This window comes from Leisingera aquaemixtae (assembly GCF_019801145.1).
In the GTDB taxonomy this organism is placed as follows: domain Bacteria; phylum Pseudomonadota; class Alphaproteobacteria; order Rhodobacterales; family Rhodobacteraceae; genus Leisingera; species Leisingera aquaemixtae_A.
The window spans coordinates 17,549-31,588 of the sequence record NZ_JAHVJQ010000006.1 but is presented as its reverse complement, the minus strand read 5'-3'; the positions used below and the strand labels follow the sequence as shown (position 1 = coordinate 31,588).

The window sequence follows — 14,040 nt, the reverse complement described above, 5'->3', positions numbered from 1 at the left end:
TTCAGCTCTTCAGGTTCAAGGGCGGCTGCGCCGCAGGAAGTAGATGGTCATCGCCGCCCAGATCAGGGCCAGCGAAAACCAGGTGATCGCATATTGCAAGTGGTCATTGGGAATGCCGGTGGTGGAAACCGGAACCGGACGCAGGCCTGCCTCCCCTTCCGGGCTCGCGCGCAGGACAATCATCACGGGCTCAGAGCCCAGCTGCGCGGCCATCTGTCCGGTGTCGCGGGCATACCAGATGTTGCCTGCCAGATCCGGCGCGGGCGTGTAGCTGTCGGTTTCCTGCGGCCAGTGAATGTTGCCTTCGATAGCGGCGGGGCCGGACAGGCGCGCGGCCTGCTTTTCCTTCACCGGGACAAAGCCGCGGTCGATCAGGATCCGGCGGCCGTCCTCCAAAGTGAACGGAGAAATCACACGGTAGCCGGGACCGATATCCTTGATCGAGGTGAGGACATGCAGCTCCGCCGCGCCGATCTCACCCTTCAAGCGGACCGGGCGGTATTTGTCCGTTTCCGGGTCCGGCGTTTCCGGCAGCATTTCAGCGGCCTCGCCTGCAATGCGCTCCGCGATGGTCTCCAGGATGTCTTCCTTCCAAGCCTTGCGCTGCAGCTGCCAGCTGCCCAGTCCGATCAGCACAGCCAGGCCCGCGCCGCTGATGATCAACAGGAAGATGACACGCCGCATTTCTGCCGCTCCGCTTCAAAAACTCGGGGCGCGCAAGGTGTCCCTTGCGCGCCCCGTGTGTGGCCTCATGCCTGCGGATAATCAACCGCAAACATGTAACCGTTACAAACCGCCCATTACAGGCCGCCTGTTACAGCCCGGAGGTGCCCCAGATGTAGACGGCGAAGAACAGGAACAGCCAGACGACGTCCACGAAGTGCCAGTACCAGGCAGCCGCCTCGAACCCGACGTGCTGTTCCGGGGTAAAGTCGCCGCGCATGGCACGGACCAGGCAGACGGTCAGGAAGATGGTCCCGATGATCACGTGGAAGCCGTGGAAGCCGGTGGCCATGAAGAAGTTCGAGTAGAACTCGTCGCCGCCGAACTGCCAGCCTTCGTGCAGCAGGTGAGCGTATTCATAGCCCTGCAGCGCGGTGAAGGCGATGCCCAGAACGATACCGATGGCCAGGCCCTGCACCAGCGCCTTGCGGTCGTTGTTGTGCACCAGCGCGTGGTGCGCCCAGGTCACGGCGCAGCCGGACAGCAGCAGGATCAGGGTGTTGATCAGCGGCAGGTGGAACGGGTCGACCGGCACGATGTCCGGCGCCACATACTCGGTGCCGATATAGGTCTCCATCGGGTACATGGCGTGTTTGAAGAACGACCAGAACCAGGCGAAGAAGAACATGACTTCGGACATCACGAACAGGATGAAGCCGTAGCGCAGGCCGATGCGGACAACCGGGGTGTGGTCGCCGACCTTGCTTTCGGCAACAACTTCCGACCACCAGGCGAAGGCCGAGTAGAGAACCGCGACAAAGCCGATCCAGAAGGCCCAGGCGGTCATGCCCTTCATCCAGAACACCGCGCCAACCAGCATGACGAAGGTGCCCACAGCGGCAGCCAGCGGCCAGATCGACGGCGGCAGAATGTGATAATCGTGATTTTTAGCGTGCGCCATTTAAGTGTCCCTCACCTAGCGGCCTAGTTCGTGGTTGCGCCTGCCCCGGTGTTATCCCCGGTGTCGAGAGCGGCATAGCCCTCGGGCAGATCGATTTCATGGAACGTGTACGACAGCGTGATCGTATGCACGTATTTTGCGTCCCGGTCGTCAATGATTTCCGGGTCGACGTAGAAGGTCACGGGCATCTGCACCCGCTCCCCGGGCTGAAGCACCTGCTCGGTAAAGCAGAAGCAGTCGATTTTCTCAAAGAAACCGCCGGCCTGATAAGGCGCCACGTTGTAGGACGCCTGCCCCGCAACGGGGCGGTCGGTCGGGTTGTAGGCCTCATAGAAGGCAAGACCGGTTTCGCCGAGCTTGATCTCCATCTCGCGCTGGACCGGCTTGAACTCCCACGGCATGCCGCGTTGCTTGGAGCCGTCGAAGCGGACCTTGATGGTCTGGTCCAGGACGGTGTCGGAACCCGCGCTGGCAACGCCAGTGACGCCGCCAAAGCCGGTGACACGGCAGAACCAGTCGTAGAACGGGACCGAGGCCCAGGACAGGCCGCCCATCAGGACGACAACGCCGACCAGCTGGACAACAGTCTTCTTGGGTCCCTGCAGAGCCATCAGTTCTGCTCTCCCTGTGCGTCGGGGAACTTGAAGCTGTTGGAGGTCACCTTGACCATGGTCAGCGCCATGATCAGCACCACAAAGGCCGCCAGCGAAATGCCGACCCCCTTGTTGAGGCCAGAGCGCCGCTTGTGCACGTCGTGTTCCTTGCGCAGGGCCATATTACCAGCCTCCCAGCCCGTAGGGCTTCAGCAGGGCCTCGGCCAAGATGGCGCCGAAATGCAGGAACAGGTACAGCAGCGACAGCTTGAAGAAGCTGCGCTCCACCTTGAAATTGTCCGCCTCGGAATCGTCTTCGTCGCGGCGGGTGATCTTCCAGGCGCCATGCAGGAACAGCGCGTTCATCACCAGCGCCGCGGCCAGGTAGATCGGCCCGCCGATGCCGGAGAAGGCAGTGCCGACGGCCAGAACCGCCAGCAGCACGGTGTAGAAGAGGATATGCACCCGGGTGGCGCGGCGGCCGTGGGTCACGGTCAGCATCGGCACGCCCGCGTCGTCGTAATCCGAGCGCATGAACAGTGCCAGCGCCCAGAAATGCGGCGGCGTCCACATGAAGGTCAGCAGGAACATCAGCCAGGGCTCAACCGACATGCTGCCGGTGGCCGCGATCCAGCCGATCACAGGCGGGAAGGCCCCCGCGGCACCGCCGATCACGATGTTCTGCGGCGTCGCCCGCTTAAGCCACATGGTGTAGACCACCACGTAAAAGAAAATGGTAAAGGCCAAAAACGCGCCGGCAAAGACATTGGCAGCCAGCGCCAGCATGATCACCGACAGCCCGGACAGCGCCAGGCCGAAGGCCAGCGCCTCCCCCGGTTCGATCTTGCCGGCTGGAATCGGACGGGACTTGGTGCGCTTCATCACCTTGTCGATGTCGGCATCCCACCACATGTTCAGGGCGCCGGAAGCGCCGCCGCCGATAGCAATGAACAGGATGGCGCAAAAGCCGACAACGGGGTGCACCGGTACCGGCGCAGCCAGAAGCCCCACCAGAGCGGTGAACACCACCAGCGACATGACGCGGGGTTTCAGCAGGGCGAAGTAATCGCCAAAGCTGGCCTCGTCCTCATATGCCCGGCTTGCGTTGATGCTTGCGTCGCTCATCTTGGGTCCTTTGGCGGCAACAGGTGCGCATCGCTGCGCACCCTGATCTTGTCACTGTAGCACATGGAGCGTCTTCACACCCCACCTGCGCGTATCAGTTGGAAGCCACTTGGTAGGCCTGCGGGATGCCCGCGTATTCTTCCTTGGCGCCTTCCAGCCAGGCGTCATACTCTTCCTGGGTCACGACCTTGACGGTGATCGGCATGTAGGCGTGGTCCTTGCCGCACAGCTCGGAGCACTGGCCGAAGTAGATGCCTTCCTTGCCTTCGTCGACCTTGAACCACAGCTGTGCCAAACGGCCCGGAACGCCATCCTGCTTCACGCCGAAGGCCGGGATGGTCCAGGAATGGATCACGTCGGCTGCGGTCACGTTCATCACGATGGTCTTGCCCGAGGGCACGACAACGGCGGTGTCGGTGGCCAGCAGGTACTCGTCCTCGGCATAGCCGTTTGCAGCCAGCTGGTCCTTGGGCAGCAGGAAGCTTTCGAAGCCGAATTCGTGGTCGGTGTACTCATAGCCCCAGTACCACTGGTAGCCGGTCACCTTGATGTTGATGTCGCCTTCGGGGATCTCCTGCTGGGCGAACAGCTGCGGCAGCGAGAAGGAACCGATGAACACCAGCACCAGGATCGGGATCACGGTCCATGCGATCTCGATCGGGGTGTAGTGGCTGAACTTGGCCGGGGTCGGATTGGCGCGCTTGTTGAAACGCACGATCGCCCACAGCAGCAGGCCGCCCACGAAGATGCAGATTGCGGTGATGATCACCAGGATCATGTAGTCCAGCCGCTGCAGGCCGTCCGCCAGCGAGGTTGCCGCGGGCTGGAAGTTCAGCCCGCCGTCAACCGGCTTACCAATGGTTTTCAGGCCTTCTTGCGCCATGGCTGGAAGGCTCGAAAGGCCGGCGAAAAGGCCCGAAAGCATCAAAGCGTTTTTCATGTTCTGTCCTGATCGGTTGATCGCATTGTTCCTGCGGCAGCACGAAATGCAGGGGAATCACTTGATTCCACAAAACGCACCTGCCCCGTTGTCTTTGACGCAGCTTAAAATCATATTCGGGCGTGCAGATAAAGAGGCAGCCAAGCGTCAAACCGTCGCTTTCTTGATTTAGATCAAAAAAATCTGAGGACCGTGCCATGGAAAACCCAGCCTTCCGTCCCTTTGAAACCGCGCTTCCGGAGGATGAGGCGCTGGCCGCCCTGCGCAATGCGCTGAACGGGGCCGAGGATGGCGAGATCTTTGCCGAGCGCCGCAAATCGGAGGCCCTGTCATTTGACGACGGACGGCTGCGCAGTGCCAGCTATGATGCTTCCGAAGGCTTTGGTTTGCGGGCCGTTAACGGTGATGTGGCGGGATATGCCCACTCCACCGACGTCTCCATCGCGTCGCTCAAGCGGGCGGCGGAGACCGCCAAGCTGGCGGTTGGCGAGGGCGGCGGCATCTACGCGGACCCGCCGCAGGCGACCAACAAGAAACTTTACACCGATGCCGATCCGATCAGCGCCATGCCGTTCCCGGTCAAGGTGGAGACGCTGCGCGAAATTGATGCCTATGCACGTGATCTGGATCAACGCGTGGTGCAGGTGTCCGCGTCACTGGCCGCCTCGCTGCAGGAGGTGGAGATCCTGCGGGCCGACGGGGTGCGGGTGCGCGACACCCGCCCGATGGCACGGCTGAACGTTTCGGTGATCGTCGAAAAGGACGGCCGCCGCGAAAGCGGCTCCGCTGGCGGCGGCGGGCGGCTGGGCCTCGACGGGCTGGTCGACCCCAGGCACTGGCAGGCCCAGGTGCAGGAGGCGCTGCGCATCGCCCTGGTCAATCTGGACGCGGTCCCTGCCCCGGCCGGCGAAATGGACGTGGTGCTCGGCCCCGGCTGGCCCGGCATCCTGCTGCATGAGGCGATCGGCCACGGGCTGGAGGGCGATTTCAACCGCAAGGGTTCCTCAGCCTTTGCAGGCCTGATGGGCCAGCAGATCGCAGCCAGGGGAGTCACCGTGCTGGATGACGGCACCATCCCGGACCGGCGCGGCTCCATTACGGTAGACGATGAAGGCACGCCGAGCCAGAAAACCACGCTGATCGAGGACGGCATCCTGGTCGGTTTCATGCAGGACCGTCAGAACGCGCGGCTGATGGGGGTCTCCCCCACCGGAAACGGGCGCCGCCAAAGCTACGCGCATGCGCCGATGCCGCGGATGACCAACACCTACATGCTGGGCGGCGAGGCCGATCCCGGTGATCTGGTGGCGGGCATCAAGGACGGCATTTGGGCAGTGGGCTTCGGCGGCGGCCAGGTCGACATTACCAATGGCAAGTTCGTGTTCTCCTGCACTGAGGCCTACAGGGTAAAAGACGGCAAGGTCGGCGCGCCGGTGAAGGGCGCCACCCTGATCGGCGACGGCGCCACCGCGCTCAAGCAGATTCGCGGTCTCGGCAACGACATGGCGCTGGATCCCGGCATGGGCAACTGCGGCAAGGCCGGTCAATGGGTGCCGGTCGGTGTCGGCCAGCCCTCGGTGCTGATGGGCGGGCTGACCGTGGGCGGCTCGGCCGCGTAAATTCGCAGCAAATCCGTGTGAATGCCGCAAAAAGCGGGGGATTTCCCCCGCTTTCACCGCTCTGTTTCATCCGAAACCAAACGCACAATCAATGATTGATCTTTCTTTTTTCCAATAATTTCTGAAACTTAGGGAAATTTTCGGAGCTTTGCTAAAAAACCTTTAGCCGTTCACCACCTGTTAACCCCCTCAAGGTTAATTCTGATGCTGCAAACAGGCGGAGCTGCGGATGACCGAAGAAGCACATTCTTCCACTCACCCCCCACTCCCACCCACCACGGAAGAGACCCGGTACTCCTGGCTTCGCCTTTTGCGCTCCAAACGGATCGGCCCGGTGACATTCCACCGGCTGCTCGCAGAATACGGTTCAGCGCAGAACGCGCTGGATGCGCTGCCCGAAGTGGCACGCTCCGCAGGCATCAAGGGGTATGAAATATGCCCTGCCAAAGCGGTCGACACCGAAATCAAAGCCGCAAAAGCCGCCAAAGCGCGGCTTTTGTGCTGTTCGGACCCCGAATACCCCCAACCCCTGGCCGGCCTGAAAGATGCACCGCCGGTGCTATGGGCCATCGGCGACCTGTCGGTGCTGAAGCGTCCGATGGTCTCCCTCGTCGGTGCCCGCAATGCTTCCTCGCTAGGGCTGCGCATGGCCCGCTCGCTGGCACAGAGCCTGGGCGAGGCCGGGTTTGCCGTGGTTTCGGGCATGGCCCGCGGCATCGACACGGCAGCGCATCAGGCCGCCCTGAAAACCGGCACGGTTGCGGTGCTGGCCGGGGGGGCGGATGTAATCTACCCTGCGGAAAACGCCCGGCTGGCGGCTGACATCAGTGAAACCGGCCTGCGGCTGTCGGAACAGCCGATGGGGCTGACACCGCAGGCCCGCGACTTCCCCAAGCGCAACCGGATCATCGCAGCAATGTCCAGTGCCGTGGTGGTGGTCGAGGCGGCGACCAAATCCGGCAGCCTGATCACCGCGCGGGATGCGCTGGATTACGGGCGCGAGGTGCTGGCGGTTCCCGGCCACCCGTTTGACGCCCGCAGCTCCGGCTGCAACCGGCTGATCCGCGACGGTGCCACCCTGGTCCGCGACGCGAATGACGTGCTGGAGGCCTTGCCGCCGCAGATGGCAGCTCCGGTTCCGGCGTCGGCTCCGGATGACCTGCAATCGGCCCTGGCTGCATTGCCGCCTCCACCGCCCGAACGGCGCAGCCTGGCAGACACCCTCGCGCTGCACCAGCAGATCCTTGGCAGGCTCGGCCCCTCCCCCACTTCGGAGATGCAGCTGATCCGCGATCTGGCGCTGCCGCCGCAGCAGGTGGCCCCGGCTTTGACCGATCTGGAACTGGAGGGAGCCATCCGCCGCCAGCCCGGCGGGCTGCTGACCAAGGCCTTCCCGGAGGAGGATCAAGACTGACCACGCTTGCGTCATGCGCCTGCCGGCAAGCGGAACAGGGCCTCAGCCGGGCTGTGCGGGGCACCGATCCGGCAGCCCCGATTGGTGCCTTTTCCCGCCGCGTCCATTGCGCCCGGATTGACAATCCCCCCTTGCGCCCCACATCTTGCCCCGCCATAGAACCCGCCAAAGCGGTCCGAAGAGGTATCAGAATTTATGCCAGTAGTAGTTGTCGAATCCCCGGCCAAAGCAAAAACAATCAACAAATATCTTGGCTCCGACTATACGGTTCTGGCGTCTTACGGGCATGTGCGCGACCTGCCCGCCAAGGACGGTTCGGTCGATCCCGATGACGATTTCGGCATGACCTGGGAGGTCGCCAACGATTCCCGCAAGCATGTGAAGGCCATTGCCGACGCGCTGAAAGACGACAATGCGCTGATTCTCGCCACCGACCCCGACCGCGAGGGAGAGGCGATCAGCTGGCACCTGCAGGAGGCGCTGACCAAACGGCGCTCGATCAAGAAGGACACCGCCGTCAGCCGGGTGACCTTCAACGCGATCACCAAGGAAGCGGTGACCGAGGCGATGCAGAACCCGCGCCAGGTCGACATGCCGCTGGTCGAGGCCTACCTGGCCCGCCGCGCGCTGGATTATCTGGTGGGCTTCAACCTGTCGCCGGTGCTATGGCGCAAGCTGCCGGGCGCGCGCTCGGCGGGCCGCGTGCAATCCGTCTGCCTGCGCCTGATCGTCGAGCGCGAGATGGAGATCGAGGCCTTCAACGCGCAAGAATACTGGTCGGTGCGCGCCAGCCTGGCAACGCCCCGCGGCCAGGAGTTCGAAGCCCGCCTGACCGTCATGGGCGGCGACAAGCTCGACAAATACAGCCTCAAGAACTCGACCTCTGCCGAAATGGCGGTGCAGGCGGTGGCCTCGCGCAAGCTGTCGGTGCTGTCGGTCGAGGCCAAGCCCGCGGCCCGCAACCCCTCTGCCCCCTTCATGACCTCGACGCTGCAGCAGGAAGCCAGCCGCAAGTTCGGCATGGGCGCGCGCCAGACCATGAACGCGGCCCAGCGCCTGTATGAAGCGGGTCTCATCACCTATATGCGGACCGACGGCATCGACATGGCCCCCGAGGCCGTGCAGGAAGCCCGCGCCGAGATCGAGAAGCGCTATGGCGCCGAATACGTGCCGTCCTCGCCGCGGATCTACAAGAACAAGGCGAAGAACGCCCAGGAAGCGCACGAGTGTATCCGTCCCACCGACATGAGCCGCGATGCCGCCAGCCTGAAGGTCTCGGACGACGATCAGCGTAAGCTTTATGACCTGATCTGGAAACGGACCCTGTCCTGCCAGATGGAAGGCGCCCGGCTGGAGCGCACCACCGTCGATATCGGCTCTGCCGACCAGCAGGTTGTGCTGCGCGCAACCGGCCAGGTCGTGCTGTTTGACGGCTTCATGCGGGTTTATGAGGAAGGCCGCGACGATGTGGCGGATGAGGACGACAAGCGCCTACCGCAGATCATGCAGGGAGAGGCGCTGAAATTCGCATCCTCCTTGGCGGCACAGGCGGACAAGGCGGGCAAGGACGCGTCGGTTCTTTCCGAGGACGGCGCCGTGTTGGCGCTGCAGCACCACACCCAGCCTCCGCCGCGCTATACCGAGGCGACCCTGGTCAAGCGGATGGAAGAGCTGGGCATCGGCCGCCCCTCGACCTATGCATCTGTAATTACCACGATCCAGGACCGCGAATACGTCCGCAAGGAAAAGAACCGCCTGTTCCCGGAGGACAAGGGCCGGATCGTCACCATCTTCCTGCTGAACTTCTTCCGCAAATACGTCGGTTATGAGTTCACCGCCGATCTGGAGGAAGAACTGGACGACGTGAGCGCAGGTGCCCGCAACTACAAGGATCTGCTGGGCAAGTTCTGGCGCGACTTCTCTGCCGCCATTGCCGAGACCTCCGATCTGCGGATCACCGAGGTGCTGGACGTGCTGGACGACGCCCTTGCGCCTCAGCTCTACCCGCCGCGCGAGGATGGCACCGATCCGCGCACCTGCCCGAAGTGCGGCGCAGGCCAGCTGCATCTCAAGACCTCGCGCACCGGCGGTTTTGTCGGCTGCGGCAATTATCCCGAATGCAATTACACCCGCCCGATTTCCGGTGAAGGCGCCGAAGGCTATGAGCGTATTCTGGGCGAGGACGACGGCGACGAGATCCACCTGAAATCCGGCCGCTTCGGGCCTTATGTCCAGCGCGGTGAAGCCACCCCCGAGAACAAGAAGCCGCCGCGCTCGTCGCTGCCCAAGCAGGGCAAGGACTTCCTGCCCGGCTGGGGACCGAATGAGATTACCCTGGAGCAGGCGCTGACCCTCTTGACCCTGCCGCGTGAAATCGGCCAGCACCCGGACGGCGGGGCCATCCAGTCTAACCTGGGACGGTTCGGACCCTATATCGCGCACCAGCTGCCCGACGAGGAAAAGCCCGTCTACGTGAACCTCAAGGAAACCCTGGACGTCTTCGAGATCGGCATGAACCGGGCGGTGGAGATGCTGGCGGAGAAGCGCGCCAATCCGGGCCGCCGCGGCAGCCGGGCCGCCGCCAAGCCGCTGAAGGAGCTGGGCGAACACCCGGAGAGCGGCGGCGCCATCAATATCATGGACGGGCGTTACGGGCCTTATGTCAAATGGGAAAAGGTGAACGCCACCCTGCCCAAGGACGTGGAACCCAAGGACGTGACCATGGAGATGGCGATGCAGCTGATTGCCGAGAAATCTTCCAAAGGTGGCAAGAAGAAAGCCGCGGCGAAAAAGCCCGCAGCCAAGAAAAAGGCCGCGCCGAAGAAAGCTGCCGCCAAGGAGTGACCGCAGGCGGGGTGCTCCCGCCGACTCCGGGCGCATTGAAATGCGCCCTCCCCGTTGGGCCCGGCGCCGCTAGCGCGGCGCGAGCCGCTCATCAGCCCCTTTGCGGGCTGCAGCGGTTCAAGGGCGGCGTAGCCGCCACGCGAGCGGCTTGCCCTTGACGCGGTGCAGAACAGGTTCACATTGGCAGATGCCGTTGAATGGCATGGCTGCCCGCAAACGGCTTCTCAGCCAATCCCCCTTGCGCCGCGCAGCGGCGCCACGCCCAAGCCTGACTGCACAGCTGCCGAAGGCTGGGCGCAGGTAAGGCGCGGGAGCCCGTCCCCGGTCCCGGGCCGCTCCGTAGAAATACGCAGTTTCCTCCGTATCGTTGACTCGCGCCCTCCCCGGCGTCAGAACCACAGTCAAACGGTAGTTGTTGGGAGAACTCCATGAAAAAGGTTTACGCCAACGCCGCCGAAGCGCTCGACGGGCTGCTTCATGACGGCATGCTGATCGCCGCGGGGGGCTTCGGCCTCTGCGGCATCCCCGAACTGCTTCTGCAGGCAATCAAGGACGCGGGCACCAAGGACCTGACGTTTGCCTCCAACAATGCCGGCGTCGACGACTTCGGTATCGGCATCCTGCTGCAGACCAAGCAGGTGAAGAAAATGATCTCTTCCTACGTGGGCGAGAACGCGGAATTCATGCGCCAGTACCTGTCGGGTGAGCTGGAGCTGGAATTCAACCCCCAAGGCACCCTGGCCGAGCGCATGCGCGCCGGCGGCTGCGGCATCCCGGGCTTCTACACCAAGACCGGCGTCGGCACCGTGATTGCCGAAGGCAAGGAACACAAGGATTTCAACGGCGAGACCTACATTCTGGAGGAAGGCATCTTTGCCGATCTCTCCATCGTGAAGGCCTGGAAGGCAGATGACACCGGCAACCTGATCTTCCGCAAGACCGCGCGCAACTTCAACCCGCCCGCCGCCATGTGCGGCAAGATCTGCGTGGCGGAAGTGGAGGAAATCGTGCCCCGCGGCGAGCTGGACCCCGACCAGATCCACCTGCCCGGCATCTACGTGCACCGCCTGATCCAGGGCGAGCACGAGAAGCGCATCGAGCAGCGCACCACCCGCAAGCGTGAGGAGGCTTGAACCATGGCTTGGGACCGCAACCAAATGGCCGAGCGCGCCGCGCAGGAGCTGGAAGACGGCATGTATGTGAACCTCGGCATCGGGATTCCGACGCTGGTGGCGAACTACGTGGGCGACAAGGACATCACCCTGCAGTCGGAGAACGGCATGCTGGGCATGGGCCCCTTCCCCTATGAGGGCGAAGAGGATCCGGACCTGATCAACGCGGGCAAGCAGACCATCACCGAGCTGGCGCGCACCTCATACTTCGACAGCGCGACCTCCTTCGGCATGATCCGCGGCGGCAAGATCGCGGCGGCGATCCTGGGCGCGATGGAGGTGGCTGAAAACGGCGACCTGGCGAACTGGATGATCCCCGGCAAGCTGGTCAAGGGCATGGGCGGCGCCATGGACCTGGTGGCAGGCGTCGGCCGCGTGATCGTGGTGATGGACCACACCAACAAACATGGCGACAGCAAGGTGCTGAAGGAATGCACCCTGCCGCTGACCGGCAAGGGCGTGGTTGACCGCATCATCACCAACCTGGGTGTGCTGGACGTCGTGGAGGGCGGCCTGAAGATTGTTGCGCTGGCCGATGGCGTCAGCGAGGACGAGCTGCGCAGCGCGACCGAGGCGACCATCGTCGGGTAATACCCGAACCGGACTGGCATTATACGGGGGCCCGCCTCAACCAGGCGGGCCTTTTGCCGTTCAGCGCCTTGCGCCTGGGCCGGGCCGGGCGCGGGGCCGCATTGTGTGCCATACCGCCCCTTCCGGCGGATTGACGATCTCCCACATGTACACCCGCTTGTTATACCAGTTGACGATCTTTTCTTCGCCGTTCTCGAACACCACCACGCAATAGCTGCCGTCTGCCGGATCGCAGCTGTCCCGGCCCAGCCAGGTCACGATAACCGGATCTGCCAGGTGCCTTTTGAACAGCACCGCCGCCTTGCTCATATTGCCGGAGGCATAAAGCCCGCCTGCAAACAGTGCCGCCGCCAGCAGGATGAACCCCGCGCCGGAGAAATTCCGGAACGGGTTGGACCTGGCCACAGCCGGCGCGAGGGCAACAAAAACAAGCCGCCCGAAAAGACCGATCATTGCAATTGAGCCGATCAGGGCGGCATTGCCCGCCAGCCCCTGTGCACCCGCGACCGCCGCCCACGGATCAACACTTAAATTCAATACCTGCCTCCAATGAATTGATGTCTGAAAATACGCCTCAGAAATCAGCCCATTCAGGCAAAGCGGGGGGCGTTCGCAACCCTTAATTGCAATTTTCTAAAAATACGCAACGTAAGGCGCCCACTGGCGGCGGTGCTAGTTCCGCATCTGGAAGACGCAGCCATCGGACAGGAGCAGAGGCGGTGTCTTGCACATGCCGCGCGCCACCCGGTAGGCGGCCAGCACCTTGGGTACGTAGTCCCGGGTCTCGGCAAAGGGCGGCACTCCCTTATGGGCGCGGACAGCCCCCTCGCCGGCGTTATAGCCCGCCAGCACCAGAATGGGGTCGCCGCCGAACTCGCCCATCAGCCAGTTGAGATACTTAACCCCGCCGGCAATGTTCTGCTTTGCCTCCAACGCGTCTGTCACTCCGAACCGGGCGGCAGTATCCGGCATTAGCTGCATCAGCCCCTGCGCCCCTGCCGGGCTGACAGCATCGGCTTTGCCGGCCGATTCCACCGCAATCACCGCCAGGACCAGGGCCGGCGAGACCTCGGTGCCAACGCTTTCGGTAAGGATCTGCACTCCGCGCTCTTGCACGATGTCCTGCATCAGCTGCAGCCTCGGTGCCCCCAGCCCTTTTGCCCCGCTCAGCGCTTGCATTGCATCATCAAGGCGCCCTGGGCCCGCGCCCTCAATACCAGGAGCAACTTTGTCCCAGAACCAGCCGTAGCGCCCGCGGGGCACCTCCTCGGCACTGGCGGACGCGGCTGGCACGGCTGGCGCTGGCGCCTCTTCCAGTTCCGGCTCAATCTGAATGGTAATGCGTTTGCCTGTGCCGGGCGCCGGAGGCTTGATGCGCTTTGCCTCAAACTGCGGAAACGGCCGGGGCTGCGCCTCCTGCCCCGCTGCAGCCAGCGGCAATGCACAAGCTGCCAGCGCCAAGACTGCTTTGCGGAAAGACATTGCCTTGCCTGCCTGTGGTTTCTGTTTGCCCCAGACTGAAAAACTTGGCCCCCAATATCCAGCATTCCCGCCCCGGAATCTGGCGTAACCGCCTTATTTGCCCCGGACTGGCGCCAAAATACCACTGAAGGCGGCTTGATAACAAAAAATTAATACTGCGTTTTCTGCGCCTTATACGGAATATTGCCGAAAAGTAAAAATTGGGCGCTGTTTTCCGGAATTCAGCCCAAATCCTGCCACGCTGCACTGGCTATATGTACTCATCCAAGCCGGACAGTGGTCAAGCAGGTGAGAGAGCAGACCCTGGCGAGAAGGCGGGATGTTGCAAATTCTGAGATCCTTTGGAGGGACCAAACCATGATCAAATTCTTCAAAAACTTCCGCAAAGACGAATCCGGCGCGGTGACCGTTGACTGGGTTGTTCTGACCGCAGCCGTGTGTGCTCTGGCCGGCGTCGTGTACACCGCGATCGAATCCAACTCCTCCAGCCTGGCCGCTGATACCGGCGCTTACATCGCCGCATCCTCGCCGGGCACCGCCGGTGTTAGCGGCGGCAGCACCCCGTAAGCATAAGTCAGCGACTGTGACTTATACAGTCTGAATGAGCGGGGGCCGCGTCCTGAAACCGGGACGCGG

Annotated in this window: 15 protein-coding genes; 6 read left to right on the top strand and 9 right to left on the bottom strand. The window is 63.1% G+C overall.

Features of this window, described 5'->3' with window-relative positions:
* Nucleotides 1-15 precede the first annotated feature (15 nt).
* From KUW17_RS15140 to KUW17_RS15110, 7 genes are all read right to left on the bottom strand, one after another.
* Nucleotides 16-684: an SURF1 family protein gene (locus KUW17_RS15140; RefSeq protein WP_222480593.1), complete on the bottom strand. Its 669-nt coding sequence runs from the start codon at nucleotides 682-684 to the stop codon at nucleotides 16-18.
* Between the two features lie 130 nt (nucleotides 685-814).
* Nucleotides 815-1,624: a cytochrome c oxidase subunit 3 gene (locus tag KUW17_RS15135; protein WP_222480591.1), complete on the bottom strand. Its 810-nt coding sequence runs from the start codon at nucleotides 1,622-1,624 to the stop codon at nucleotides 815-817.
* A 23-nt stretch (nucleotides 1,625-1,647) separates the two neighbouring features.
* Nucleotides 1,648-2,235, bottom strand: a complete 588-nt coding sequence (locus KUW17_RS15130; RefSeq protein ID WP_222480589.1) for a cytochrome c oxidase assembly protein — start codon at nucleotides 2,233-2,235, stop codon at nucleotides 1,648-1,650.
* Nucleotides 2,235-2,399 carry a cytochrome C oxidase assembly protein gene (locus tag KUW17_RS15125; protein WP_222480587.1) on the bottom strand — a complete coding sequence of 55 codons (165 nt, stop codon included), beginning with the start codon at nucleotides 2,397-2,399 and terminating at the stop codon, nucleotides 2,235-2,237. Before KUW17_RS15125 ends, KUW17_RS15130 begins: the two co-directional genes overlap by 1 nt.
* Nucleotide 2,400: 1 nt before the next feature.
* Complete coding sequence (gene cyoE, locus KUW17_RS15120) at nucleotides 2,401-3,342, bottom strand: heme o synthase (protein WP_222480585.1); 942 nt, start codon at nucleotides 3,340-3,342, stop codon at nucleotides 2,401-2,403.
* Nucleotides 3,343-3,436: 94 nt separating this feature from the next.
* A complete protein-coding gene (gene coxB, locus KUW17_RS15115; protein ID WP_222480583.1) occupies nucleotides 3,437-4,282 on the bottom strand; it encodes a cytochrome c oxidase subunit II in 846 nt (281 codons plus the stop codon).
* Nucleotides 4,194-4,481, bottom strand: a complete 288-nt coding sequence (locus KUW17_RS15110) for a hypothetical protein (protein WP_222481186.1) — start codon at nucleotides 4,479-4,481, stop codon at nucleotides 4,194-4,196. The genes coxB and KUW17_RS15110 overlap by 89 nt, the downstream gene beginning before the upstream one ends.
* Between KUW17_RS15110 and tldD the strand changes: the two genes are divergently transcribed.
* The 5 genes from tldD (at nucleotide 4,480) to KUW17_RS15085 (ending at nucleotide 11,922) form a co-directional block, all read left to right on the top strand.
* Nucleotides 4,480-5,901: a metalloprotease TldD gene (gene tldD, locus KUW17_RS15105; RefSeq protein ID WP_222480580.1), complete on the top strand. Its 1,422-nt coding sequence runs from the start codon at nucleotides 4,480-4,482 to the stop codon at nucleotides 5,899-5,901. The two genes, KUW17_RS15110 and tldD, sit on opposite strands and share 2 nt — an antisense overlap.
* 229 nt (nucleotides 5,902-6,130) lie before the next feature.
* The gene (gene dprA, locus KUW17_RS15100; protein WP_222480578.1) at nucleotides 6,131-7,315 is read left to right on the top strand and encodes a DNA-processing protein DprA; all 1,185 of its coding nucleotides are present in this window, start codon (nucleotides 6,131-6,133) and stop codon (nucleotides 7,313-7,315) included.
* Between the two features lie 195 nt (nucleotides 7,316-7,510).
* Nucleotides 7,511-10,159: a type I DNA topoisomerase gene (topA, locus tag KUW17_RS15095; protein ID WP_222480576.1), complete on the top strand. Its 2,649-nt coding sequence runs from the start codon at nucleotides 7,511-7,513 to the stop codon at nucleotides 10,157-10,159.
* Nucleotides 10,160-10,587: 428 nt separating this feature from the next.
* Entirely contained in the window at nucleotides 10,588-11,292 is a 705-nt protein-coding gene (locus KUW17_RS15090) for a CoA transferase subunit A (RefSeq protein ID WP_222480574.1), read from the top strand.
* A 3-nt stretch (nucleotides 11,293-11,295) separates the two neighbouring features.
* The gene (locus KUW17_RS15085; RefSeq protein WP_222480572.1) at nucleotides 11,296-11,922 is read left to right on the top strand and encodes a CoA transferase subunit B; all 627 of its coding nucleotides are present in this window, start codon (nucleotides 11,296-11,298) and stop codon (nucleotides 11,920-11,922) included.
* A gap of 60 nt (nucleotides 11,923-11,982) precedes the next feature.
* On the opposite strand, the gene KUW17_RS15080 is transcribed toward KUW17_RS15085, so the two are convergent.
* Together KUW17_RS15080 and KUW17_RS15075 are read right to left on the bottom strand one after the other, a co-directional pair.
* Nucleotides 11,983-12,459 (bottom strand): hypothetical protein, encoded by a 477-nt coding sequence (locus tag KUW17_RS15080; protein WP_222480570.1) that lies wholly within the window; start codon nucleotides 12,457-12,459, stop codon nucleotides 11,983-11,985.
* A gap of 135 nt (nucleotides 12,460-12,594) precedes the next feature.
* Entirely contained in the window at nucleotides 12,595-13,404 is an 810-nt protein-coding gene (locus KUW17_RS15075) for a lytic transglycosylase domain-containing protein (protein ID WP_222480567.1), read from the bottom strand.
* Between the two features lie 357 nt (nucleotides 13,405-13,761).
* Between KUW17_RS15075 and KUW17_RS15070 the strand changes: the two genes are divergently transcribed.
* A complete protein-coding gene (locus KUW17_RS15070; protein ID WP_222480566.1) occupies nucleotides 13,762-13,971 on the top strand; it encodes a Flp family type IVb pilin in 210 nt (69 codons plus the stop codon).
* Nucleotides 13,972-14,040: the final 69 nt, after the last annotated feature.

Bases quoted from the DNA above. Each gene is read 5' to 3' on its own strand.
- KUW17_RS15140 (WP_222480593.1), bottom strand. From the start codon at position 684: ATGCGGCGTGTCATCTTCCTGTTGATCATCAGCGGCGCGGGCCTGGCT.
- KUW17_RS15135 (WP_222480591.1), bottom strand. From the start codon at position 1,624: ATGGCGCACGCTAAAAATCACGATTATCACATTCTGCCGCCGTCGATC.
- KUW17_RS15130 (WP_222480589.1), bottom strand. From the start codon at position 2,235: ATGGCTCTGCAGGGACCCAAGAAGACTGTTGTCCAGCTGGTCGGCGTT.
- KUW17_RS15125 (WP_222480587.1), bottom strand. From the start codon at position 2,399: ATGGCCCTGCGCAAGGAACACGACGTGCACAAGCGGCGCTCTGGCCTC.
- cyoE (WP_222480585.1), bottom strand. From the start codon at position 3,342: ATGAGCGACGCAAGCATCAACGCAAGCCGGGCATATGAGGACGAGGCC.
- coxB (WP_222480583.1), bottom strand. From the start codon at position 4,282: ATGAAAAACGCTTTGATGCTTTCGGGCCTTTTCGCCGGCCTTTCGAGC.
- tldD (WP_222480580.1), top strand. From the start codon at position 4,480: ATGGAAAACCCAGCCTTCCGTCCCTTTGAAACCGCGCTTCCGGAGGAT.
- KUW17_RS15110 (WP_222481186.1), bottom strand. From the start codon at position 4,481: ATGGCACGGTCCTCAGATTTTTTTGATCTAAATCAAGAAAGCGACGGT.
- dprA (WP_222480578.1), top strand. From the start codon at position 6,131: ATGACCGAAGAAGCACATTCTTCCACTCACCCCCCACTCCCACCCACC.
- topA (WP_222480576.1), top strand. From the start codon at position 7,511: ATGCCAGTAGTAGTTGTCGAATCCCCGGCCAAAGCAAAAACAATCAAC.
- KUW17_RS15090 (WP_222480574.1), top strand. From the start codon at position 10,588: ATGAAAAAGGTTTACGCCAACGCCGCCGAAGCGCTCGACGGGCTGCTT.
- KUW17_RS15085 (WP_222480572.1), top strand. From the start codon at position 11,296: ATGGCTTGGGACCGCAACCAAATGGCCGAGCGCGCCGCGCAGGAGCTG.
- KUW17_RS15075 (WP_222480567.1), bottom strand. From the start codon at position 13,404: ATGTCTTTCCGCAAAGCAGTCTTGGCGCTGGCAGCTTGTGCATTGCCG.
- KUW17_RS15070 (WP_222480566.1), top strand. From the start codon at position 13,762: ATGATCAAATTCTTCAAAAACTTCCGCAAAGACGAATCCGGCGCGGTG.